Origin of the sequence: Micromonospora sp. WMMD975, from assembly GCF_029581215.1 — a bacterium.
GTDB lineage: Bacteria > Actinomycetota > Actinomycetes > Mycobacteriales > Micromonosporaceae > Micromonospora.
Genome location: NZ_CP120739.1, coordinates 4208509 through 4229962 on the forward strand (window position 1 = coordinate 4208509; position 21454 = coordinate 4229962).

General features: G+C 71.8%; 25 protein-coding genes and 2 tRNA genes. 9 read left to right on the plus strand and 18 right to left on the minus strand.

What is annotated here, in order from left to right; translation table 11 throughout:
* Positions 1-6: 6 nt before the first annotated feature.
* Positions 7-3159, minus strand: coding sequence for a BTAD domain-containing putative transcriptional regulator (locus O7613_RS18255; RefSeq protein WP_282289406.1), 3153 nt, complete (start codon positions 3157-3159; stop codon positions 7-9).
* 580 nt (positions 3160-3739) lie between these two features.
* Positions 3740-3949, minus strand: a complete 210-nt coding sequence (locus O7613_RS18260) for a hypothetical protein (RefSeq protein ID WP_282289407.1) — start codon at positions 3947-3949, stop codon at positions 3740-3742.
* A 90-nt stretch (positions 3950-4039) separates the two neighbouring features.
* On the opposite strand from O7613_RS18260, the gene O7613_RS18265 reads away from it, so the two are divergent.
* Positions 4040-4474: a hypothetical protein gene (locus O7613_RS18265; protein WP_281587205.1), complete on the plus strand. Its 435-nt coding sequence runs from the start codon at positions 4040-4042 to the stop codon at positions 4472-4474.
* On the opposite strand, the gene O7613_RS18270 is transcribed toward O7613_RS18265, so the two are convergent.
* The 3 genes from O7613_RS18270 to O7613_RS18280 all read right to left on the minus strand — a co-directional run bounded on the left by O7613_RS18270 (position 4453) and on the right by O7613_RS18280 (position 5713).
* Positions 4453-4680: a DUF6036 family nucleotidyltransferase gene (locus O7613_RS18270; protein ID WP_282289408.1), complete on the minus strand. Its 228-nt coding sequence runs from the start codon at positions 4678-4680 to the stop codon at positions 4453-4455. The genes O7613_RS18265 and O7613_RS18270 overlap by 22 nt on opposite strands.
* A complete protein-coding gene (locus O7613_RS18275; RefSeq protein WP_282289409.1) occupies positions 4677-4976 on the minus strand; it encodes a hypothetical protein in 300 nt (99 codons plus the stop codon). Before O7613_RS18275 ends, O7613_RS18270 begins: the two co-directional genes overlap by 4 nt.
* Before the next feature lie 149 nt (positions 4977-5125).
* Positions 5126-5713: a GNAT family N-acetyltransferase gene (locus tag O7613_RS18280; protein ID WP_282289410.1), complete on the minus strand. Its 588-nt coding sequence runs from the start codon at positions 5711-5713 to the stop codon at positions 5126-5128.
* A 68-nt stretch (positions 5714-5781) separates the two neighbouring features.
* Here O7613_RS18280 and O7613_RS18285 point away from each other — a divergent pair, with 68 nt between their 5' ends.
* Entirely contained in the window at positions 5782-6192 is a 411-nt protein-coding gene (locus O7613_RS18285) for a RidA family protein (protein ID WP_282289411.1), read from the plus strand.
* Between the two features lie 14 nt (positions 6193-6206).
* Here O7613_RS18285 and O7613_RS18290 read toward each other — a convergent pair whose 3' ends face one another.
* On the minus strand, positions 6207-6584 hold the full coding sequence (locus tag O7613_RS18290; protein WP_282289412.1) for a helix-turn-helix domain-containing protein: 378 nt from the start codon (positions 6582-6584) through the stop codon (positions 6207-6209).
* Positions 6585-6688: 104 nt separating this feature from the next.
* Here O7613_RS18290 and O7613_RS18295 point away from each other — a divergent pair, with 104 nt between their 5' ends.
* A complete protein-coding gene (locus O7613_RS18295; RefSeq protein ID WP_282289413.1) occupies positions 6689-7312 on the plus strand; it encodes an NAD(P)H-binding protein in 624 nt (207 codons plus the stop codon).
* An 83-nt stretch (positions 7313-7395) separates the two neighbouring features.
* On the opposite strand, the gene O7613_RS18300 is transcribed toward O7613_RS18295, so the two are convergent.
* Positions 7396-7770: a VOC family protein gene (locus O7613_RS18300; RefSeq protein ID WP_281587199.1), complete on the minus strand. Its 375-nt coding sequence runs from the start codon at positions 7768-7770 to the stop codon at positions 7396-7398.
* A gap of 229 nt (positions 7771-7999) precedes the next feature.
* Positions 8000-8665 carry a hypothetical protein gene (locus O7613_RS18305; protein WP_282289414.1) on the minus strand — a complete coding sequence of 222 codons (666 nt, stop codon included), beginning with the start codon at positions 8663-8665 and terminating at the stop codon, positions 8000-8002.
* A gap of 32 nt (positions 8666-8697) precedes the next feature.
* Here O7613_RS18305 and O7613_RS18310 point away from each other — a divergent pair, with 32 nt between their 5' ends.
* The 3 genes from O7613_RS18310 (at position 8698) to O7613_RS18320 (ending at position 9834) form a co-directional block, all read left to right on the plus strand.
* Positions 8698-9045, plus strand: a complete 348-nt coding sequence (locus O7613_RS18310) for a metalloregulator ArsR/SmtB family transcription factor (protein ID WP_348651326.1) — start codon at positions 8698-8700, stop codon at positions 9043-9045.
* On the plus strand, positions 9042-9521 hold the full coding sequence (locus tag O7613_RS18315) for an SRPBCC family protein (RefSeq protein ID WP_282289415.1): 480 nt from the start codon (positions 9042-9044) through the stop codon (positions 9519-9521). Before O7613_RS18310 ends, O7613_RS18315 begins: the two co-directional genes overlap by 4 nt.
* A gap of 130 nt (positions 9522-9651) precedes the next feature.
* Positions 9652-9834 (plus strand): hypothetical protein, encoded by a 183-nt coding sequence (locus tag O7613_RS18320; RefSeq protein ID WP_282289416.1) that lies wholly within the window; start codon positions 9652-9654, stop codon positions 9832-9834.
* Positions 9835-9849: 15 nt separating this feature from the next.
* Here O7613_RS18320 and O7613_RS18325 read toward each other — a convergent pair whose 3' ends face one another.
* A complete protein-coding gene (locus O7613_RS18325; RefSeq protein ID WP_282289417.1) occupies positions 9850-10431 on the minus strand; it encodes a DinB family protein in 582 nt (193 codons plus the stop codon).
* A gap of 76 nt (positions 10432-10507) precedes the next feature.
* Here O7613_RS18325 and O7613_RS18330 point away from each other — a divergent pair, with 76 nt between their 5' ends.
* A complete protein-coding gene (locus O7613_RS18330) occupies positions 10508-10759 on the plus strand; it encodes a hypothetical protein (protein ID WP_281587193.1) in 252 nt (83 codons plus the stop codon).
* A 107-nt stretch (positions 10760-10866) separates the two neighbouring features.
* Entirely contained in the window at positions 10867-11589 is a 723-nt protein-coding gene (locus O7613_RS18335; protein WP_282289418.1) for an LPXTG cell wall anchor domain-containing protein, read from the plus strand.
* Between the two features lie 66 nt (positions 11590-11655).
* Here the strand turns inward: O7613_RS18335 and O7613_RS18340 are convergent, their stop codons facing one another.
* The 6 genes from O7613_RS18340 to O7613_RS18365 all read right to left on the minus strand — a co-directional run bounded on the left by O7613_RS18340 (position 11656) and on the right by O7613_RS18365 (position 16715).
* Positions 11656-12297, minus strand: a complete 642-nt coding sequence (locus O7613_RS18340) for a PIN domain-containing protein (protein ID WP_282289419.1) — start codon at positions 12295-12297, stop codon at positions 11656-11658.
* A gap of 3 nt (positions 12298-12300) precedes the next feature.
* Positions 12301-12759 carry a helix-turn-helix domain-containing protein gene (locus O7613_RS18345; RefSeq protein ID WP_282289420.1) on the minus strand — a complete coding sequence of 153 codons (459 nt, stop codon included), beginning with the start codon at positions 12757-12759 and terminating at the stop codon, positions 12301-12303.
* 159 nt (positions 12760-12918) lie between these two features.
* Positions 12919-12992: transfer RNA gene (locus O7613_RS18350), tRNA-Ile, on the minus strand.
* Between the two features lie 120 nt (positions 12993-13112).
* Positions 13113-14345 carry an FAD-dependent oxidoreductase gene (locus O7613_RS18355; RefSeq protein ID WP_282289421.1) on the minus strand — a complete coding sequence of 411 codons (1233 nt, stop codon included), beginning with the start codon at positions 14343-14345 and terminating at the stop codon, positions 13113-13115.
* The gene (locus O7613_RS18360) at positions 14338-16473 is read right to left on the minus strand and encodes an MMPL family transporter (protein ID WP_281587188.1); all 2136 of its coding nucleotides are present in this window, start codon (positions 16471-16473) and stop codon (positions 14338-14340) included. Before O7613_RS18360 ends, O7613_RS18355 begins: the two co-directional genes overlap by 8 nt.
* Before the next feature lie 169 nt (positions 16474-16642).
* Positions 16643-16715, minus strand: a tRNA-Asn gene (locus O7613_RS18365).
* A gap of 195 nt (positions 16716-16910) precedes the next feature.
* Here O7613_RS18365 and O7613_RS18370 point away from each other — a divergent pair.
* Positions 16911-17294, plus strand: a complete 384-nt coding sequence (locus O7613_RS18370; protein ID WP_282289422.1) for a hypothetical protein — start codon at positions 16911-16913, stop codon at positions 17292-17294.
* A 768-nt stretch (positions 17295-18062) separates the two neighbouring features.
* Here the strand turns inward: O7613_RS18370 and O7613_RS18375 are convergent.
* The 3 genes from O7613_RS18375 to O7613_RS18385 form a co-directional block, all read right to left on the minus strand.
* On the minus strand, positions 18063-19073 hold the full coding sequence (locus tag O7613_RS18375) for a sugar phosphate isomerase/epimerase family protein (protein ID WP_281587186.1): 1011 nt from the start codon (positions 19071-19073) through the stop codon (positions 18063-18065).
* Between the two features lie 62 nt (positions 19074-19135).
* Positions 19136-20365, minus strand: a complete 1230-nt coding sequence (locus O7613_RS18380; protein ID WP_282289423.1) for a Gfo/Idh/MocA family oxidoreductase — start codon at positions 20363-20365, stop codon at positions 19136-19138.
* 19 nt (positions 20366-20384) lie between these two features.
* Entirely contained in the window at positions 20385-21428 is a 1044-nt protein-coding gene (locus tag O7613_RS18385) for a substrate-binding domain-containing protein (RefSeq protein ID WP_281587184.1), read from the minus strand.
* Positions 21429-21454 lie beyond the last annotated feature (26 nt).

A 21454-nucleotide genomic window follows, 5' to 3' on the forward strand; every position in this document is an offset into this window, starting at 1 on the left:
CCTGTCTCACCGAGCCGGGTCGCCGCCCACGAACGCGAGGGCGTCGGCCCGGCTCAGGCCGTGCCCCCGGGCGTACGCGGCGGCGTAGCGGTCGTCGCCCAGCTCGGCCCGCAGCCGCTCGGCGAGCCGCTGCGCGTCCGGGTTGGACCGGTCCGGCCAGCCGCGCAGCGAGTCGGACGTGCCGAGCATCTCGGCGGCCCGCTCGTACCGGCCCTCCGCCTCGGCGATCGCCACCCAGCCGACCGCCATGACCGCGATCACCGGCATGTCCCGGGCGGCGAGGCCACGGACGGTGGCCTCGGCCAGGCACCGGCGTGCGCCCGGCACGTCGCCGCGGGCGAGCGCGAGGTGACTCATCGCGGCCAGCAGCAGCCCGCGGAACTGCGGCGCGACCAACGGCGCGGCCTCCTGGCGGCGCATCGCGTCGGCGAAGCACTCCTGCGCCTCGTCGAGCGAGCCCTCCAGCCGGGCGATGTCGCCGAGCGTCATCAGCCCGAACGCGGCGTCCCGGCCGTCCCGGTCGGCCACCCGGTCGGCGACGAACCGGCGCAGCTCGGCCTTGGCCCCGGCCATGTCTCCGGAGCGGGCGCGGATGGCCGCCAGCCAGATCAACTGGAAGCCCGGCTCGGCGCCCGGGGTGAGTTCGCGGACCAGCCGGGCCGACTCCTCCAGCGCGGCGGTGGCCGCCGCGAAGTCTCCGCGCTTGGTCAGCGCGTCGGCGTAGTTGCTCAGCACCATCGACAGGCTCCACCGCTCGCCGACCGCGCGCAGTTCGTCGACGGCGCGGATCGAGTCGCGCAGCATGCCCTCGCCGTCGCCGTCGTTCTCCCGGATCTGGCTGCGCATCGCCAGCAGCGTCCCGTCGGTCCACGGGTCGGGGTGCCCGCGCGCCCGGTCCACCGCGGCGATCCCGGCGGCCGTGTCATCCGTGAAGATCGACAGCGCCGGTTCGAGCAGCGCCACGATCGGATGGTCCGTGCCCTCCGCCGCCCGCACGGCTGCGGTCAGTTCCGCGACCTGCTCGTCGGTCGGCTCGGCGGCGTTGTGGAACATCTCCGTGATCACCCGGATGGCGAGCACCACGGCCCGCTCCGCCGCCGGCGCCGGCCCGGACAGCGCGAGCGCCCGGGCCAGCACGTCACCGCCGATGCCGCCGTCGTCGCCCCAGATGATCAGCGGCAGCGCCAGCGCCGCGCCGATCCGCAGCGCGGTGTCGGCGTCACCGGCGTCGCAGGCGAAGTGCAGCGCGCCGACGATGTTCTCCCGCTCCACCGTCAGCAGCCGCAGCCAGGGCAACTGCCCGGCGGTACGCAGGTGCGGCTCGGCGGTCCGGACCAGGTCCCGGAAGTACGCCGCGTGCGCGGCGCGCGCCTCGACGGCCGCCCCGGCGGCGGCGAGCCGCTCCAGCCCGTACTCCCGGATGGTCTCCAGCATCCGGAACCGCCCGTCGCCGACCACCTGGAGCAGCGACTTGTCGACGAGCGCGTCCAGCAGCGCGGCGGCGGCCGGGCCGGCGACGCCGGCCGCCGAGTCGGCGGTGACCGAGGCGGGAAACACGGCGAGCCGCTCGGCCAGCCGGCGCTCGTCGTCGGTGAGCAGCCCCCAACTCCAGTCCACCACCGCCCGCAGCGTCCGGTGCCGGGGCAGCGCGGTCCGGCTGCCGCCGGTCAGCAGCCGGAACCGGTCGTCCAGACCGGCCGCGACCTGCCGCGGCGAGAGCGTCCGCAGCCGCGCCGCGGCCAGCTCGATGGCGAGCGGCAGGCCGTCCAGGCGGCGGCAGATCTCCACCACGTCCGCGACGTTGTCGCCGGTCACCGCGAAGCCGGCGCGCACGGCCACGGCCCGGTCGCGCAGCAACTGCACCGAGGGGTACGCGACCGCGTCGGCCGCGGTGACGTCGGCCGGCGGCAGGCGCAACGGCGGTACGGGCTCCAGCGCCTCACCGACGATGCCCAGCGGCTCTCGGGACGTGGCCAGTATCCGCAGCCCCGGGCAGCGGCCGAGCAGCTCCTCGGCGAGCCGGGCGGCGGCCTCGACGACATGCTCGCAGTTGTCCAACACGATCAGCGTCTCCGCGCCGGCGATGGCGTCGACAAGCCGCCCGAGCGTGTCGCGGAACGTGGGTCGGGCGGGTTCCCGCGGCAGGTCGCGCCGGCCGAGCGTGTCGAGCACCGCCCGCGGCACGTCGGCCGGGTCGGTGATCGGGGCCAGCTCGACCAGCCAGGCGCCACCCGGCACACCACCGGCCAGCCGGGCCGCCGCGACCCCGGCCAGCCGGGTCTTGCCGGCCCCGCCCGGCCCGATCAGCGTGACCAGCCGGTTGCCGGCGAGCAGCCCGGTGAGCCGGCGCAGGTCCTCGTCCCGCCCGACGAACGTGGTGAGCGCGGTGCGCAGGTTCCCCCGCGGCGCGACGGGCGCCGGCGACGGGCCCGCCTCGCCCCGCAGCACCGCCAGGTGCGCGGCCCGCAACTCCGGCGAGGGGTCCACCCCCAGCTCGTCGGCGAGCCGCTCGCGGATCCGCTCGTACGCGCCGAGCGCCTCGGCGGGTCGCCCGGCGGCGGCGAGCGTCCGCAGGTGCAGCGCGGCCAGCCGCTCCCGCAGTGGATGCGCGGCGGTCAGCTCGTCCAGCTCGGCGACGAGCAGCTCCGGTCGGCCGGTGGCCAGCTCCGCCTCGATCCGGTCCTCCTGCGCGGTGAGCCGCACCTCGGCCAGCCGCGCCCCGGCGGCGGTCGCGTAGGGCGCGTCGGCCACCTCGGCCAGCGCCGGACCCCGCCACAGCGCCAGCGCGTCCCGCAACATGGCGAGGGCGGTGTCCGCGTCGCCGGCGCGCAACGCCTCCCGGCCCGCGCGGGCCAGCCGCGCGAACCGCTCGGCGTCCACGTCGTCGGGGTCCAGGTCGAGCCGGTAGCCGGCCGGACCGCTGCGTACCCCCAGGCCGGGCACGGCCCGACGCAACCGGGACACGAGCGTCTGCACCGCGTTCGCGGTGTCGGCGGGCGGCGCGTCCGCCCAGAGCGCCTCGGCCAGCGCCGGCACGCTCACCGGGCGGCCCGGGTCCAGGGCGAGACGGATCAGCAGCGCCCGCAGCCGCGCCCCGGCGACGTCGACCGCCTGCCCGCCGTCGCGGACCTCCAACGGCCCGAGTATCCCCACCCGCACGCTGTCACTCTCTCACCCGCGTGCTTTCTCCAGCCGTCGGGCATGACGGGCCAGGTCGAAGGCGACGAGGCAGCCCGCGCGGTCGGGACCAACCGCACCGGGATCGGTTCCCTCTCCGGGCAGGCCGATCTGTCCGGTGACGGGGACGCCGCCGGAATCGCCGCGGACTTCGTTCCACATCCACACGGGTGAGCGCCTCTGACATCAGCGGCGCCCCCGGCCACCCGAGGCGACCACAGCTCGCCTTCACATCCGCCCGTCCGGTCCTCCCCCGCCACCTGACCGCACCTCGCCACACCCCCCTCCACGACGGGAAGGGTCCGCAACCCCTCGCCTCCGACGCCGCGATCATGAGGTTGACGGCGGTGTTGATCTCCGTTGATGCCGCCAACCTCATGATCACCCTCTCCTTGTCCGCTCAGCTGGGCCCTTCGGGGGCATGATCAAGGGGTTGCGTCAGAGTCGATCTCCGCGGCGACGCGAACCCCTTGATCAGCCGCCGACTTCCACCCGGCTGGACCGTTGTGGGTGGGTGGGGGCGGTTGTCGCCGCCCATGCGGGCCGGCGGTGGAATTGGGGTTCAGTCCGGTGGGGCGAAGATCTGCGTGAAGATGATGACCAGCGCGGCCACCGCGATGACCATGGCTCCGAGGGCCGGGTTGACCGTCAGCGCCAGCACCAGCCCGACGAGGGCCAGCCCCATGGCCGCGACCACCACGCCGCGCTGCTTCCTGGTGAGGCGAAACCACTTCCTGGTGAGGCGATACCACGCCGCACGCTGCCCGCCCATGACGCGAGGGTGCCACAGGTGGACACGGTCAGCATCTGTGATCGGCGTCGGGCGGTCGAGCGGAGGGCCAGGAACCGCTAGCGTACGGGCATGGCAGCGGTGGCGGCGGGACGCTTTCGCCGGACGCCGCTCGAACGGTCGGACCAGCGCGTCTCCTGGCGACGGACGGACCAGGCGTTCTTCGCCGCCGGGGCGTGCCACATCCTGGCCTGGGTGTGCCGGGACACCTACCCGGACCGGGCGATCGAGATGGCCGGGGTACGTTACTCCGACGATCCGCAGGTCTTCCACGTGTACGCGTTCTGGGCGGGGTGGGCGTTCGACCACTCCGGTTGGAACCCTGAGCCGGATTTGCTCGCGTCCAACCAGGACTTCGAACGCCGCCCATTGGACCGGGTGGCGATCGGTGACGACCTGGCTGCGTTCTGCCGGGCGCACCTCTCACGCATGCCGCACCAATACTGGCAGGACCCCCTCCCCCGGGCGCGCGACTACGTCCGCCGCTACCCGCCGCCGTGGGCGTAGGCGGTCACTCGTCCCCGTGGACGCGGGCGCTGGAACACGGCGTCGATGTCTCGTGTCGCTCGTCGTGCGTCGTAGGCCAAGGCCATCGCCGCCCCGCCGAAAACGTAGAGGTCCGCGACCACGCCGCGCTTCGCCAGACGGTCACCGAGCCGGCGGAAGGCATCCTCGATCGCGGCACGGTCCAGGAGCGGATCATCAGAGTTCATGCCACATCCAACTCGTGCGCCGACACGTAGACACCACGGCGGCGGAAGGCGGCCGGCGCGTGGACGACCGCATCCACCCGGGCGGCGCTCGTGTTGAACGGGAACCAGAACCTGCGCAACGACCGCGTCTCGACCCACGGCGGCGCACCGCGCCCATCCTTCGCGCTCAGATGCTCGGCCAGGGCAGCGAGGAACACGTCCCAGTGCTCGTCTCCCGTGTATGCGGGTTCCCCTTCCAACAGCGTCCCGCGGTCTTCACGGGGTTCCCAGCGGTATTCCTCCAGGAACTCCGCCACCAACCGCCACCGCCGGCTGTCGTCCGCCCGGTGAGCAGAGCCCCAGGCGCGCCACGGTCAGCGGCTCGTAGCTCGCAGCATGCTTTCCCACCGTTCCCACGCTAGTGCAAGGGAGGGCACCGACAGGGCGCCGCCGCAGCTCGCCGCGGTCAATCGTCGCCTCGGACGCGGGCGTGCAGATGCATGTCGTGCCGGCCGTCGGCGTGGACGGCGTCGCTGCGCTTGGTGCCCTCCAGGCGGAACCCGGCCTTTACCGCGACCCGGCAGGAGGCGTGGTTGCGGGTCGAGTGGTCCAGGTACAGACGGTGGAAGCGACCCTCGGCGAGGGCCCAGGCGCTGACCGCCCGCAACGCCCGCGGGGCCACGCCCGCTCCCCGGGCGGCCGGGACCACCCAGTACGCGCAGCCGGCCACCCCGTCGGCGAGGTCCCAGCCGCCCACGGCCATCCGTCCCAGCACCTCGCCGCCGCCCCGGGTCACCGCCCAACTCGCCCCCGTCTCCCGCGCCCAGGCCCGGCGGTAGTGCGCGAACCATTCCCGGACCTGCTCCTCGGAGACGGGCCGACGGGTGTGCCAGCGCTGGATCTCCGGATCCTGGTAGGCGGCGAAGACCGTCGGCGCGTCGGCGGCCTCCCAGGGCCGCAGGACGACGCCGGCCCCGGCGGGGATCGTCGGCTGAGGCCCGGCGGCGATGGTGCCGGCGGTGATCGTCGGTGGTGTCGACAGTGGAAACCTCATCCGCTGATCCTTCACCACGCCGGGGAAATGTGGTGACACCGATGGGTGGGTCAGCGATGCTGCGGACCATGACCATCGTTCGCGCCAACCCGGAGGGCGTGCACTCCACCCCGGGATACCACCACGTCACCGTCGTTCCCGCCGGGCGTACCGCCCATCTCGCCGGCCAGTGCCCGCTGGACGCGGCCGGCGTCCTGGTCGGGACGGACGACGTCGACGCCCAGGTCGACCAGATCGCCGCCAACGTGCTCGCCGCGCTCCGGTCGGTCGGCGCGGGCCCGGAGCACGTCGTGCGTACCGTGATCTATGTGGTGAGCGCCGACCGGGCCGTGCTCGCCCAGGTGTGGCAGTGTTTCCTGGCCTCGCCGTTGGCACCCGCGTTCACCACCGCCAGCACCCTGCTCGGCGTCGCCCAGTTGGGCTTTCCCGGGCAACTGGTCGAGCTGGACGTGACCGCGGCCCTTCCCGAAACGCCGTAGGGCGGCTCGGGACGTCACCGGTCCCGGTTGGCTGCGTCGTACGACTCCCGGGCGTCGAGCAGTTCGTCCCAGTGCCTCGCGGTCCAGGTGCACGCCGCCTCGATCGGTCCGAGCATGCTGCGACCGAGCGGCGTCAACTCGTACTCGACGTGCGCAGCACGCCCGGCGCGGACCGTGCGCGTGACCAGACCGTCGCGTTCGAGGGCGCGCAGCGACCGGGTGAGCACTTTCGGGGTGACCCGGCGCAGCGGCACGCGAAGCTCGGAGAACCGGCGCGGCCCACCCTCCAGGCACCGGATGATGAGCGCCGCCCACTTGTCGCCGAACCGGATCGGGTTGAGCGAGGACGGGCACAGCTCGTCGAACATGTCGGCGGGCAGCGGTTGCCTCATGGCGCCGACGATAGCCGGTATCCCCGAGGTAACCGCGACGCTCGATAGCGTCGGCGGCACCGGCCGGGCGTAGGGGTTCCGGCGATGGCGAGAGGCGTATCCACATGGACATCGTGGTCTTCGGGGCCGGCGGTCGCGCCGGGCGGCAGGCCGTCGCCGAGGCGCGGCGACGTGGCCACCAGGTCACCGCCGTGGTACGCGACCCGGCGCGCCACCGCGACATGGCCGACGCCCGGGTGGTGGCAGGCGACGTCACCGACGCGGCCGACGTCGCACGGGTGGCCACCGGACACGACGCGGCGATCAGCGCGGCGGTGGACCTGACCGTGCCGCCGCTCGACTTCTTCACCGCGTCCTCCCGCGCCCTGGCCGCCGGGCTGGCGAAGGCGGACGTACGCCGTCTGGTGGTCGTCGGCCTCGCACCGGTGCTTCCCGGCGCGTCGGGCGGCGCCCTGATGGACGAACCCGGCTTCCCGGAGGAATACCGCCCCTTCTACCTGGGTCACGCGGCGGGCCTGGCGGAGCTGCGGACGTGCGACCTCGACTGGGCGTACGTGGCGCCGGCCGGCGACTTCGACCGCGACGGCACCCGCACCGGGCGTTACCGGCTGGCCGAGCACGGCGATCCGGCCAGCAGGATCAGCTACGCGGACTTCGCGATCGCGTTGCTCGACGAGATCGACGCGCCGCGCCACCGTCGCGACACCGCCAGCATCGCGCACGCGTGACCCGGGTCGCGCCGCTCAGCGGAGGTGCCGCGCTCCGGCTGCCACGCCTGCGGCTCAGGCGTCGCGCCGGAGCGCGGACACAACTACAGGTACGGGCGGGTGATCAGCTCGATGGCATGGCCGGCAGGGTCCTTGAAGTAGACACCCCGGCCGCCGTGCTCGTTGTTGATCTCGCCGGGGCGTCGCATCTGCGGGTCGGCCCAGTGCTCGACGCCCTGGTCGCACAGCCGCCGATACGCGCGGTCGAAGAGGTCGTCGTCGACCAGGAACGCATAGTGCTGCATCTGGATCTCCACCGGCGGCTCGGCGAACTGGAGCAGCACGCCGTCGGTGAGCTGGACGTTTGTGAACGGGCCCCAGGACGGGGCCGCCGGCAGTTCCAGCAGTTCCCGGAAGAACCGGGCCGAGGCGTCGCGGTCCCGGGTGGCGATGATCGTGTGGTTGAACGTGACTGGCATGTGGTTGACCTCGCGGTGCTCGACACGAATGGAAACCTTCGCTGCGCAGGCCGCGCGGAGGTCCACGTGCCGAGCCGGAAAGGTGCTGATCGCGCACCCGCCGTGCGGTCAGCCCTCCACCGGATCGCCAATCCGTGCATGGCGTCGAGCCGGTCCGGTGTTCACGAGCGCTGACGCTACGTGACCGGACCGGCTGTGGCAATGACGGGCAACCGCCGGACCCGGCGGTTCATCGGCCCAGCCGAAACCGGGCGGCGAGGTCGTCGGCCAGGTCGAGCACGTCCCGCGAGCCGTCGACGGTGACCACCGGCAGCCCTGACCGCGCGGCCTGGCGGCGGACTTCGGCGTCCCACAGTTCGTCGCGAGCCAGCCGCAGGGCGAGCGCCTCACCGTGGTCGCTCTCGCCCCAGTTCGCCCGGGCCCGGACCGGGTCGGCGAACCGCGCGCGTAGCGCCCCGTGCCGGAACGTCGGCGTGGGCAGCAGGAACGCCGCCTGCTCCGGCCATGTCAGCAGCGGAGCGACGTCGCGGGGCAGCGTGCGGAAGTCGTCGACCAGGACGGGCCGGTCCGCGGGCAGCGCCAGCAGGTCGTCCACCACGAAGCCGAACGTCTCCCCGTGCAGGCTCGGCATCGACGCGAAGACCTCCTGCGCGCTGCGGCCGTTCCACCGCTGCGCGTCCGAGGCGTGCAGTAACGCCCATAGGTAGGGCTGCTCCGCGGCGGTGCACCGACTGACGTAGCCGCGCTCCGCGTGGTCACCGTCGTAGATCAGCACGTCGTGGCGCTCGGCCAGGGCGCGGGCGAGGGTGCTCTTGCCCGTTCCGGTGCCACCCGCGAGCCAGCGCACATGCGACAGCCGGCGGCCGAGGTCCACGTCGCGATTCTCGGTGGCCATGCCGACGACAATGCCAGAGCTTGACGAAGCCCGTGGTAAGTCGTAGCTTACCGTTCGTGGCCACTTACCGAATCGAGGATGGGTGGGACGCCCTGGGCGACCCGACGCGACGGGCGATCATCGCGTGTCTCGCGGAGCGGCCGAGGGCCGTCGGCGAGTTGGCCGGGATGCTGCCGGTCAGCCGGCCGGCCGTATCGCAGCATCTGCGCGTGCTGAAGGACGCCGGCCTGGTGACGGACCGCACCGCGGGTACGCGGCGTGTCTACCGGCTCAATCCCGCCGGCGTGGCCGCGTTGAGAGATCAACTCGACACCTACTGGAGTCGGGCCCTGGACGGCTTCAAGGACGCCACCGAGCGTCCCGACGAGGAGGAATCATGAGTGGCACGAACACGGTGGTACGGCGGCAGATCGTGGTCGACGCGCCCGTCGAACGGGCGTTCGCGGTGTTCACGGCCCGGTTCGGCGACTTCAAGCCGAAGGAGCACAACCTGCTGGAGTCACCGATCGTGGAGACGGTGTTCGAGCCGAAAGTCGGTGGACACATCTACGACCGCGCCGAGGACGGCAGCGAGTGCGCCTGGGCCCGGATCCTCGCCTTCGAGCCGCCGGACCGCGTCCTGTTCAGCTGGGACATCAGCCCGACGTGGCAGGTCGAACAGGACCCGGAAAACGCCAGCGAGGTCGAGGTCCGGTTCGTCGCCGAGACACCGCAGCGGACCCGGATCGAGTTGGAGCACCGCAACCTGGACCGGCACGGTCCGGGTTGGGAGTCGGTTCGTGACGGCGTCGCTGACGACCAGGGCTGGCCGCTGTACCTGCACCGTTACGCCGACCTGTTCATCGATGCCAGCTAGCGCGACGGCGGAGCCATCTTGATCCTGGGTGGCGGTTCGTCGCGACGTGCGCCAGGGTGAGCAACGCCGACCGGCCGGTGGTGACTTTCCTGAGCCGACGCGAGTGCCCCGCCCATCTAGACTGAGCGGCATGCGCAGGCCGATGAACCTCGTGTATCTGTCGACCATCGCCGTCCTGGCAGCATCCGGGTTCTTCCTCCGCGACTGGCCCTGGTGGACGCTCGCCGTGGTAGGTGCGATCGCCATGCTTCTTGTGTCGGTGGCTGAACGGGTTGTCTCCGCCCGCCGGACGAGGGACGTCCCCAGCCGATGACGCAGCCGGGGAGCCTCATCGGCTGGCGGCCTCCCGCGCGTACCGCTCCACCATGTCCCGATGCGCGGTCCAGGTCGCGGCGTCGGACGCCGGGACGTTGGTGGTCGTGGGAAGAAGACCGACCGTGCCGTCGATCAACTCCCGGAGGATGTCGGCATGCCCGGCGTGGCGTTGGGTCTCGGCGGTCATATGGACCAGGATCTGATGCAGCGTCACGTCGCCGCCGTCGCCCCACCACGGCACCCGTCCGACCGCGTCCAGGGGCAACGCCTCGATCGTCGCGTCCGCGTGTGCCCAGGCCCGTCGGTAGAGATCGACGATGGATTCGCGCGACTCCGTCGGCAGTGCCCACGCCTCCCACGACTCTTCCCCCTCGGGCCATCGCGGTACGGCGTCACTCGGGCGTCCGAAGGTCTCACCGAAGTATCCGAACTCGCCGCGGGCCAGGTGCTTGACCAGGCCCAGCAGGTTCGTCCCGGTGGGCGTCAGCGGACGGCGGGCGTCGTATTCGCTCAGCCCGTCGAGCTTCCACACCACCGCTTCACGTGCCCCGCGCAGATAGTCGAGCAGGTCCGCCTTCGGGTCGAGGATCGCCATGGCGAACAGCATGCCGTACGCGCGCCCGGTTGCGCGGCCCCGTCACGCGTGAGGCCGCGAGGCCTAGGCTGGAACGGTGGATGAGCTTCTGGCGATCGCGCTGGTCGCCGGCTGCCTGACGACCGTCTTGGTTTTCCTCGCGTGGCTGGCGGCCCGGGTCCGTCGCCGCGGCATCGGCGACAACGTCATGGGGCCGTTCGAGGAGATCTGGCATCCGGCCGCCCACCGCTTCCGCGCAGAGATCAGGGTGCACGACGAGCGCGTGGTGCCGCTGCCGTCCGCCGGAGATCCGAAGCAGCGGGGCGACCGAGCAAGAGGCCCGAGGTAGGCCGCCATCGCATGGGCAACCTCGCATCGAATTTTGACGATGGGAATGTGCTCGCCGGCCGCTGTCGGTAGCATCTCCGTGTTTGTCCAACGGGGAGGAAGATTCACATGCGATGGAAGATTCCGGCCGGCGTCCTCATGGCGCTGGCCTTGCTGATTCCGGCGGCACCGGCTTTGGCGCAGACCGGCCATCCCGGGCTCGACGCGGCCTGCCAGACGGTCGAGCGCAAGGTCTACAAGGACATCCGGGACCTCATCACCATCGACCTGGACACCGCCAGCAACACCGAGTTGCGTGTGTTGACCGCCCAGATCCTGACCGAGGCGAACGCCGAGTCGTTGCCGGTTCTGCCGGACGCCATCCAGAAGGCGCTGAAGGGCTCCGAGGACGAGCTGCGCACGTTCCTCAAGACGGGCGTGCACAGCGCCTGGTCGGTGGCGCTGCGCGTCACGGTGGTGCGGACGCTGACGGACGCTGGCCCCAACGTTCAGGCGGCCACGCAGAAGGTGCTCGACGCCCCGAGCATCGATGCCTACCTGGTGTACCTGAACTACGGCCTGTACATCGCACGGGAGCTTGACTGCGCGTCCACGCCCACGCCGACGCCGACGCCGTCTCAGCCCACTCCCACGCCGAGCGCCACGACGACAGTCGTGCCGACCGCCGCCCCCTCCGTGACCCCGGGCGCTCCCGGCGGCGGCGAGGGCGGCGGGCTGCCCGTGACCGGCACCGACACCGCGACCGTGGCCGGCATCGGCGGGGTGCTCCTGCTCCTCGGCGGCGCGGGCTTCGTGATCGGACGCCGGCGCCGGTCCCGCTTCGTGGCCTAGCTCGATCGACGCGCCCGGCTCGACGCTTCGTCGGGCCGGGCGCGTCGGCACCGTGCTTCACCCGGTTCACCCTTGCACGCTGCCGGACCACGGCGCCTGCGGGCAATCCCGCGATCGAGGTAACCGGGGCGTGGGGCACGGCAACGGTGGGACGCCGTCCGGAGGCGACGCACTCCGAGCCGCTGCGGCGAACCTGCGCGCTCCGGCGGTGGCCAGGTAGTCGAGGATCTGGTGGACGTTCAGCCGCGTACCGTGACGGCCGGTACTGGCCGCCTGCTCGCCAAGGACCCGCAGCAAGATGCGCGGCTCGCGGGCCCACATGTCCAGCAGTACGACGTCGGGATGTTCGGCGACCACCCCGTGCGGTTCGCAGGCGGCAAGCGGGAAGTCTCGGAGGTTGCAGGTGATGATCGAGTCTGCTCCGGCGGCTACCGCCGCGGCCAGCACATGTCGGTCCTTCGGATCGTTGTCCATCTGGTCGATCAGCGCCTCATACCCGGTAACCATCGCGTCCTCGAACGCGGCGTTCATGAACGCGAACCGTCGTTCGATCGCCGCCGGTGACACCGGCACGTGCCGTCGAACCTCTTCAAGAATGGCCGGTGACCAGCGCGGCTGGTACAACTCCTCCTCGGCCAGCCGCAGCCGGAGGTCGCACAGTGCGTTGGGGATCAGAACGTTGGCGTCCAAGACCGCGATCGTCGTCACGCCTCAGGCCGCGTCATCCGTCTCGACCGGTGCGGGCTGCCCGTACATGCCCATCTCGACTGCGTCGGCGGTCAACTCGTCGAGGATCGCTCGCCGAGCTTGACCACGCCGGTCCCGGTAGGCCAGCACCTGCTCCAGCGGGATCCGGCGCGAGGAGTTCGGCCGCGAGTAACCGATCTCACCAGCCTCCAGCAACTTGATCAACGTCGGTCGGGACACCCCGAGCAACCCGGCCGCCTCGGTCGTCGTCAACTCCCGGTCGACCGGCACGACCGCCACGCCACGGCCAGAGGCAAGCACATCGGCGATCCTGGTCAACACATCCCGCATCGACACAGGAACCGCCACCTGCTCCCCGCCGCGGCGCACTGCCAACTCCCCCGCACCGTCATGCAGCAAGTTGGCCAGCTCGGTCAACGAGGGATGTTCCCCATCAGCCGGCATGATCGCTTCCGTGGACATGACCCCTCCCGTCCGTCAGCACCGACCACCATCATCCCGCGAAGTGAAAAAAGTGCAAGCGCCTTCGCCGACTTGGGCCAAGCCCTCGCAACGGCACGGCATGACCGCGGAACTGACCGAACGCTGCCTGGCCAGGCCCGCTTGGGTGCGCGTTTCGGGTGGGGCGGGCGGGGTTCGAACCCGCGACCGAGGGATTATGAGTCCCCTGCTCTAACCCGCTGAGCTACCGCCCCGTTACCGCGCCGGATCGTAACCTGCCGATCGATCACCGGCCACCACCGACCCGGCGACGTACGCCGCCACGACAGCACGATGGGCAACGCGAGAATAACAGCGCACAGTGACGCGCCGGTTCAGCCCCGCAGTTCGTCGAGCACCGCGCCGGCGGTACGCCAGCCGCTCGCCAACGCGCCCTGGATGGACGGGCTGTCCCGGTGGTCGCCGGCCACGAACAGGCCGTCGCCGAGCGCGACCGGCTTGCGCAGCCGGCCCTGCGGCGGCGGGGCGGCCGGCAGCGCGTCCGGCACCGTGACGGTGGTGAGGTGGGTCCAGTCGGCGGTGGGGCGGCCGTAGAGGCGGTCCAGCTCGCGTCGGATCACCGGTTCGGGCGGTGCCTGCGGGCCGACCACGGAGGTGGCCACCAGGTGTTGGCCGCCCGGCGCGTACGTGGGCGCGGCTTGGCTGAGCACCACCGTGTTGGTGACCAGTTCCCGCCGGTCGCCGTCGAGCAGCAGGATCGGCTCGTCGAGGGGCGCGGACTCGGTGCGGTGGTAGTAGGTGGTGTACGCGTGCATGCGTACCCGCTCGATCGTGGGCAGCAGCGTGGCCGCCGCGGGCGGGTCCGCGGCGACCACGACGGCGCGGCAGGTGATCTCGCCGGTCGCGGTGCGGACCCGGCCGGGGGCGACCTGGGTGACCGGCGTGTGCAGGGCGATCAGTTCGGTGGGCAGCGGCGCGGCGACGGCCCGGGGCAGCGCGCCCATGCCCTGTGCGGGCAGGCCGATCCGGCCCCGGGCGAAGGAGCGCAGGATCATCGCGAACACGTGGCTGGAGGTGGCCAGCTCGCGGTCGAGCAACACACCGGCCAGGAACGGCCGGAGCAGTTCCTCGATGATCGCGTCGGAGAGCCCGGCCCGGCGTAGCGCCGTCTCGGTGCTGGTCTCGGGCGCGGTGAGCAGCCGACCGGCGGGCAGGGTGGCGCAGCCGCCGGCGAGCGCGGCCAGGCGCAGCCGGTCGCGCAGCGAGCCGACGCCCGCGGTGAGCGTGCCGGGCGCGCCGGTGGGTTCGCGCAGCGGGTTGACCAGGCGTGCCAGCCGGTCGCCGCGGCGCACCAGTACGCCGGAGGTGAACCAGCCGAGGCCGAGGGTGTCGAGGTCGAGCAGCCCGCCGAGTCGGGGGTAGGCGGTGTTGAGGACCTGGAAGCCGCGGTCCAGCAGGAAGCCGTCGACCTCGTCGGTGGCGACCCGGCCACCGAGCCGGTCGCCGGCTTCCAGCAGCCGCCACGGCACGCCGGCGCGGTGCAGCCGCCGCGCGGCGGCGAGGCCGGCCAGGCCGCCGCCGACGATGACCACGTCGCTGTCAGGCACGGTCCACCCCCGCCCCGGCGCGGTCGCCCTCGCGGTGGGACCGCGACAACCGGCCCGGCCACCAGACCTTCGGCCCGATGTCGTACGCGAGCGCGGGCACCAGCAGCGAGCGGACCACGATGGTGTCGAGCAGCACCCCGGCGGCGACCGCCACGCCCAACTCGACGAGCACCACGAGCGGCAGTACGGCGAGCGCGGAGAACGTGGCGGCGAGCACGATGCCGGCGGAGGTGATGACGCCACCGGTGACGGCCAGGCCGGCGAGCACCCCGGCCCGGGTGCCGCGTCGCACCGATTCCTCGCGGACCCGGCTCATCAGGAAGATGTTGTAGTCGATGCCGAGCGCGACCAGGAACACGAACGCGAACAGCGGGAAGGACTGGTCGACGCCGGGGAAGTCGAAGACGTACTTGAACAGCAGCGCGCAGAGGCCGAGCGTGGCCAGGAACGACAGCACCACGGTGGCGATCAGCAGCACCGGGGCCACCAGGGCGCGCAGCAGCAGCGCCAGGATGACCGCGATGACAAGCAGCACCACCGGGATGATGACGTTGCGGTCGCGGACGGACGCGTCGGCGGTGTCCACGTTGATGGCGGTGAAGCCGCCGACCACGGCGTTCGCGCCGGGCACCGCGTGCACCGCCTCGCGCAGGTCGCGGATGGCCTGTTCGGCGCCGTTGCTGTCGGGTGGGTCGGCGAGTGTGACGTTGAGTTGCACCCGGCCGTCGACGACCTTCGGCGGCGCGTTCGGGTCGGGTGGCGCCAGTTCGCCCCGCTGGCCGAGCGGCGCCACCGAGTCGACGCCCTTGACGCCCTGCGCCACCTGGGCGACGCGCTGCGCGGTGGCCTGCGCGGTGAAGATGGTGGCCGGGCTGCCGGTGCCGGCCGGGAAGTGCCTGTCGATGACCTCCTGGCCGGCCACCGAGTCGGTGCGCTGGGTGAACAGTTGGGACTGGCCGAGGGTGGTGGCGCCGAGTTGGGTCACCCCGATCGCGAGCGCGGCCAGGACCACCGCGGTGACGATCCAGACGGTACGCGCGCGGCGCGCCACGAAGCCGGCGATGCGCCCCCAGATGCCGTGCTCGGTGCGCGGGTCGGCGTCGTCGTGCCGGGGTCGCCGGGGCCAGAACGCCCACCGGCCGCCGAGCACCAGCAGGGCGGGCAGGAAGGTCAGCATCACCAGCAGCGTGGCGGCGATGCCGACAGCGCTGATCGGGCCGAGCGCCCGGTTGGAGTTGAGGCTGGACAGCAGCAGGCAGAGCAGGCTGACGATGACCGTGGCGCCGGACGCGAAGATCGCCGGGGCGGCGCCCTTCCAGGCGGCCTTCATCGCGTCCCAGGGGCGTTCGTGTCGGTGCAGTTCCTCCCGGTAGCGGGCGATGAGCAGCAGCGCGTAGTCGGTGCCGGCGCCGAACACGAGCACGGTGAGGATGCCCTGCGCCTGCCCGTTGAGCTTGACCACGTCGTGCTTCGCGAGTTGGTAGACGAAGACGGCGGCAAGCGAGTAGGACATCCCGGCGGCCAGCAGCGGGAAGACCCAGAGCACCGGGCTGCGGTAGACGATCAGCAGGATGATCAGCACCACGACCAGGGTGACCAGCAGCAGCGGTCCGTCGATCGCGGAGAACACCTCGATCAGGTCGCCGAGCAGTCCGGCCGGGCCGGCCACGTCGACGGTGAGCCCGTCGCGGTCGGGGCCGGCGATGGTCCGCAGTTCGTCGACGACGGCGCGGATCTGTTCGCCCTCGGCGCTGTCGATCGGCACGATCACCTGGGCGGCCTGTTTGTCCTGGCTGACCACGGGTGGCGGCAGTGGGGCGACCACGCCGGGCACCTGGGCGAAGCGGGCGGCGTCGCCCTGGATGCGCTGCTGGTCGGCCGGGGTGATGCCGCCGGCGCGTTCGTAGACCACGAGGGCCGGGGTGGTCTCCCGGTCGACGAAGCCGGCGGAGAGGTCCTGGGCGCGGGTGGCCTCGGCGTCGGCCGGGAGGAAGGAGGCGTTGTCGTTGGTGGCGACATCACCGAGTTTGCCGGCGTAGGGACCGGCGATCCCGCCGACGACAAGCCAGCCGAGCACCACTGCCACCGCGATCAGTGTCGCGGTCGAACGGGTGCGTCCTGCGGCCATCCTCACCACCCTCGAATCGACGCGTGGATCGACGCAGCGGGAGTCTAAGTCGACGTGGACCATCCTGCCGGTCGAAGCGGCGTTCGCGGGCGGAAACCGGGCGGCCGTACGCGTACCGGCAACGAGAAACGCCCGTCGGCGTGGCCGACGGGCGTGGTGTGGAGCGAAGCTCCCCCGATTGGACTCGAACCAATAACCTGCCGGTTAACAGCCGGCTGCTCTGCCAATTGAGCTACAGGGGACCGTGCACCGCCCGGGCGACGATCTCTCCGCGCCGTGCGACGGAGAAAAGAATACAGGACATCGGGGGGTGGCGCGCCAGTGGGTTGTCGGGCCCTCAGAATCGGGACAAATCGTCATCTGGGCGCAGGCAGGTATGAGCGGAGAGCAGGATGGGTAGTTAGCGGTCAACAGAGTCAGGTACGGAAGGAGCCGCCATGCGCGGAAAGATCATGTTTCTTGGCGGGCTGGCTGCGGGATTCGTCCTGGGCGCCCGTGCCGGCCGAGAGAAGTACGAAGAGCTGGTGGTGCGCGGGCGCAAGGTGCTCGACCACCCGACCGTCCAGGAGGCGGCCGGCGTCGCGCAGGCACAGGCGACCCGGCTCTACTCCGAGGGCAAGGACAAGCTCGGGCAGAGCAAGATCGGCGAGAAGATCTCCACCGGCAACGGCAGCAAGTCGGGGCTGACCGAGGCCGACAAGCCGTTCGCCGGCACGCCGGCCGCCGTCGGCAGCAAGGCCGGCACCAGCGGTACGGGGTCGACCGGCTCGACCACGACCGGCACGAGCACCAAGCCCAACGGCACGAGCAGCACCCTCTGACATCAGCGGACAGCGGGCCGATCACCTTCGGGTGACCGGCCCGCTTCCGTACGCAGGTGCGGCCCGTTCTCCGGCGCGACGGTCTCCGCAGCGCAGTGCGGCACCGGGCATAGTTCGGTCCGGGGTTCCTACAAACTTGATGACGCGAATGGATCGGGCAGGTCTCCGGCCGGCTGTGCCGCAGCGGCCAGGCCGCCGGTGCAAGGCCACGGGTCACACGGCTCGTTCGACACCCATGGCGGTGCAGGCGTGGCTCGCCGGCCTCGACATTCCACCCCGCCTCGCGGACGGCAAACCGAGCCACCGCGATCTCCCAGGCCGGGCCCGCCCCCCTCACGCTCGTCGGGGAAAGCATCGGACATACGTCGGTGGCGGGGCCGACGGAAAGGCCCGGGGTCGGCCGGTTACGTGATGCCCAACCGCTCCGGGTGGCGACTCGTTCACGTCATCAAGTTTGTAGGCGCGGAGAAGTGATTCCCCGGCCGAGGCTGGTGGTCGGGTCGGTTCCTGACCACGACCGACCGGCCTGCGGCGGACCGACCAACGACCAACCAACCAACCGGCCGACCAACCAACCGGCCGACGACAGCGGACCTACCGACGACAGCGGCAGACCTGCGACATGCCAGCGGGACGACGACGGGGACGGCCCGTCACCGCGGTCGAGCCCGACCCGGCGATGCTGGCCGAGCAGCACAGCGCCGAGCTGCGGCCCGGCCCGTACGCCGGCACCGGGGACGACGGCGACGGGCCGGGAGACTGTCTACGTCAGTCGCGGGTGGTGCTGAAGGCGGCGTCGAACGCGGCGGTCGGGGCGTCGAAGGCCAGGCGGCGGACGAACTGGAGCGCCTCCGGCGCGCCGACCAGGCGGTCCATGCCGGCGTCCTCCCACTCGATCGAGATCGGGCCGTCGTAGCCGATCGCGTTCAACGCCCGGAAGCAGTCCTCCCACGGCACGTCGCCGTGGCCGGTGGAGACGAAGTCCCAACCACGTCGCAGGTCGGCCCAGGGCAGGTGGGAGGAGAGCCGGCCACGCCGACCGTCGCCGGTGCGGACCTTCGCGTCCTTGCAGTCCACGTGGTAGATCCGGTCGGCGAAGTCGAGGATGAAGTTGACCGGGTCCAGTTCCTGCCAGACGAAGTGCGACGGATCCCAGTTCAGCCCGAACGCCGGCCGGTGTCCGATCGCCTCCAGGGTCCGCTTGGTGGTCCAGTAGTCGTACGCGATCTCGCTGGGGTGCACCTCGTGCGCGAAGCGCACGCCCTCGGCGTCGAAGACGTCCAGGATCGGGTTCCACCTGTCGGCGAAGTCCTGGTAACCGCGTTCGATCATCGCCGGCGGCACCGGCGGGAACATCGCCAGCGTGTGCCAGATGGACGAGCCGGTGAAGCCGACCACGGTCCGTACGCCGAGCTTCGCGGCGGCCCGCGCGGTGTCCTTCATCTCCTCGGCGGCGCGGCGGCGTACCCCCTCCGGCTCGCCGTCGCCCCAGATCCGCGCCGGCAGGATGTCCTGGTGCCGCTCGTCGATCGGGTGGTCGCAGACCGCCTGCCCGACCAGGTGGTTGGAGATGGTGAAGACCTGGAGGTTGTGCTTGGCGAGCGTCTCCCGCCTGCGTTCGACGTACGAGTCGTCGGCGAGCGCCCGGTCGACCTCGAAGTGGTCACCCCAGCAGGCGATCTCCAGGCCGTCGTACCCCCACTCGGCGGCGAGCCGGCAGACCTCGTCGAACGGAAGATCGGCCCACTGGCCGGTGAAGAGCGTGATGGGTCGCGCCATTGTCCTTCTCCCAAGTCGTGTGATGGGGGTTCCGTTTTGCGGGTGAGCGCCGGCGCCCGACGTTAAGCGGGGCCCCTTCCTATACCGGAGGCGTTAAGCGGGGCCCCCTCCTTCTCGACCTCGGCCCAGGCGGAGGCGGCGGCGGACCGCGAAACCGCGTCCAGCACCTGCTGCACCTGCAACGCGTCGGCGAAGGACGGCGTCGGGTCGACGCCGGTGGCGACCGCCTCGACGAAGTCGCGCATCTGGTGGGTGAAGGAGTGCTCGTAGCCGATGATGTGGCCGGGCGGCCACCACGCCGCCAGGTACGGGTGCTCCGGCTCGGTCACCAGGATGCGGCTGAAGCCCTGCTCGGCGGCGGGCCGGGTGGCGTCCAGGAACTCCAGTTCGTTGAGGCGTTCCAGGTCGAACGCGACGCTGCCGCGGGAGCCGTTGATCTCGACCCGCAGGGCGTTCTTGCGGCCGGTGGCGAACCGGGTCGCCTCGTACGTGGCGAGTCCACCGCCGTCGAGCCGGGCCACGAAGACCGCGGCGTCGTCCACGGTGACCGGTCCCGTGCCCTGCCCGTTGCCGCCGGACTGCGCGGCCAGACCGCTCGACTCCGACGGCAACGGCCGCTGCTTGACGAACGTCTCGGTGAGCGCGCTGACCCCGGTGATCTGCTGCCCGGTGACGTACTGGGTCAGGTCGATGATGTGCGCGCCGATGTCACCGAGCGCGCCGGAGCCGGCCCGCTCCTGCTGGAGCCGCCACACCAGCGGGAACTGCGGGTCGACGATCCAGTCCTGGAGGTAGGTCGCCCGGACGTGCCGGATCTCGCCGAGCCGCCCGTCGGCGACGAACTGCCGCATCAGGGCGACCGCGGGCACCCGCCGGTAGTTGAAGCCGCACATCGCGCGTACCCCGGACTCGCGGGCCCGCGCGGCGGCGGCGGTCATCTCCCGCGCCTCCGCGACGGTGTTCGCCAGCGGCTTCTCGCACAGCACGTGCTTGCCCGCGGCCAACGCGGCGAGGGCGATCTCACCGTGACTGTCCCCCGGCGTGCAGATGTCGACCACGTCGATCTCGTCGGACTCGACGAGCCGCCGCCAGTCCGTGGTGTACCCGTCCCAGCCGAGCCGGTCGGCGGCGTCGGCCACCTTCGGCTCGTCCCGGCCGCAGACGAGCGACATCCGCACCCGCGCCGGCAGGTCGAACACCCGGTTCACGGTGCGCCACGCCTGCGAGTGCGCGGCGCCCATGAACGCGTAGCCGACCATGCCGACCCGCAGGATCCTGTCATGACTGGACAACCCGGTCTCCCCCCTTGTGTTAGAACCCGAGCTTGAGGTAGTCGCCCGAGTTCTGCTTGGTGATCGTCTCGGAGGCGAGCACGATTTCCTTCGGTACCTGGAGTTCCACCAGGTCGGACATGCCCTTTCCCTGCCCGATCAGGCGGGCCAGGGTGATGGCCGAGGAGGCCATCGACGGGCTGTAGGTGACTGTCGCCTTGAGCACCGTGTTGTCGGCCGCGATGTCCTCCATGGCCTTCTTCGAGCCGGCGCCGCCGACCATGAAGAACTCCTTGCGGTTGGCCTGGTTGACCGCGGCCAGTACGCCGATGCCCTGGTCGTCGTCGTGGTTCCAGACCGCGTCGATCTTCGGCAGGGCCTGGAACAGCCCGGTCGCGGCCTGCTGACCGGAGTCCACGGTGAACTCGGCCGGACGCCGGTTGGCCACCTTCAGCCCGTACGACGCGAGCGTGTCGGAGAAGCCCTTGGACCGTTCCTGGGTCAGCTCCAGCGACTCGATGCCGGGGATCTCGCCGATCACCGGGTTGCTCACGCCCTTGGCCTTGAGCTGCTCGGCGATGTACGTGGCGGCGGCCACCCCCATGCCGTAGTTGTCGCCCTTGATCTGCAACCGGTAGGCCCGCGCGTCCGGGAACGCCCGGTCCAGGTTGACCACCGGGATGCCGGCCTTCATCGCCTCCAGGCCGAACGCGTTGAGTTCCTTGCCGTCGTGCGGTAGCAGCACGATCACGTCCGGCTTCTGGGAGATCAGCGTGGACAGCGCCGCCCGCTGGGCCGCCGCGTCCGCGCCGGCCTCCACCGACTTCAACTCCACGTCGTCGTACGCCCCGGCCTGCGCCTTGGCGTTGTTGGTGATGGCGGCGATCCAGCCGTGGTCGGCGGCCGGGGCGGAGAAGCCGATCGTCACCTTCTTGCCGGGCTCGGCGTTGCCGTCGTTCGCGGCGGCCTTGGTCTGCGCCTCGGTCGGGGACTGCTCGTTGCTCGTACAGCCGGCGAGCAGCACCCCGGCGGAGACTGCGGCCCCGCCGAAGAGCAGCCGGCGGCGTGACAGGTCACTAGTCATGACGACCTCCTGGATGAAGGTGGTGG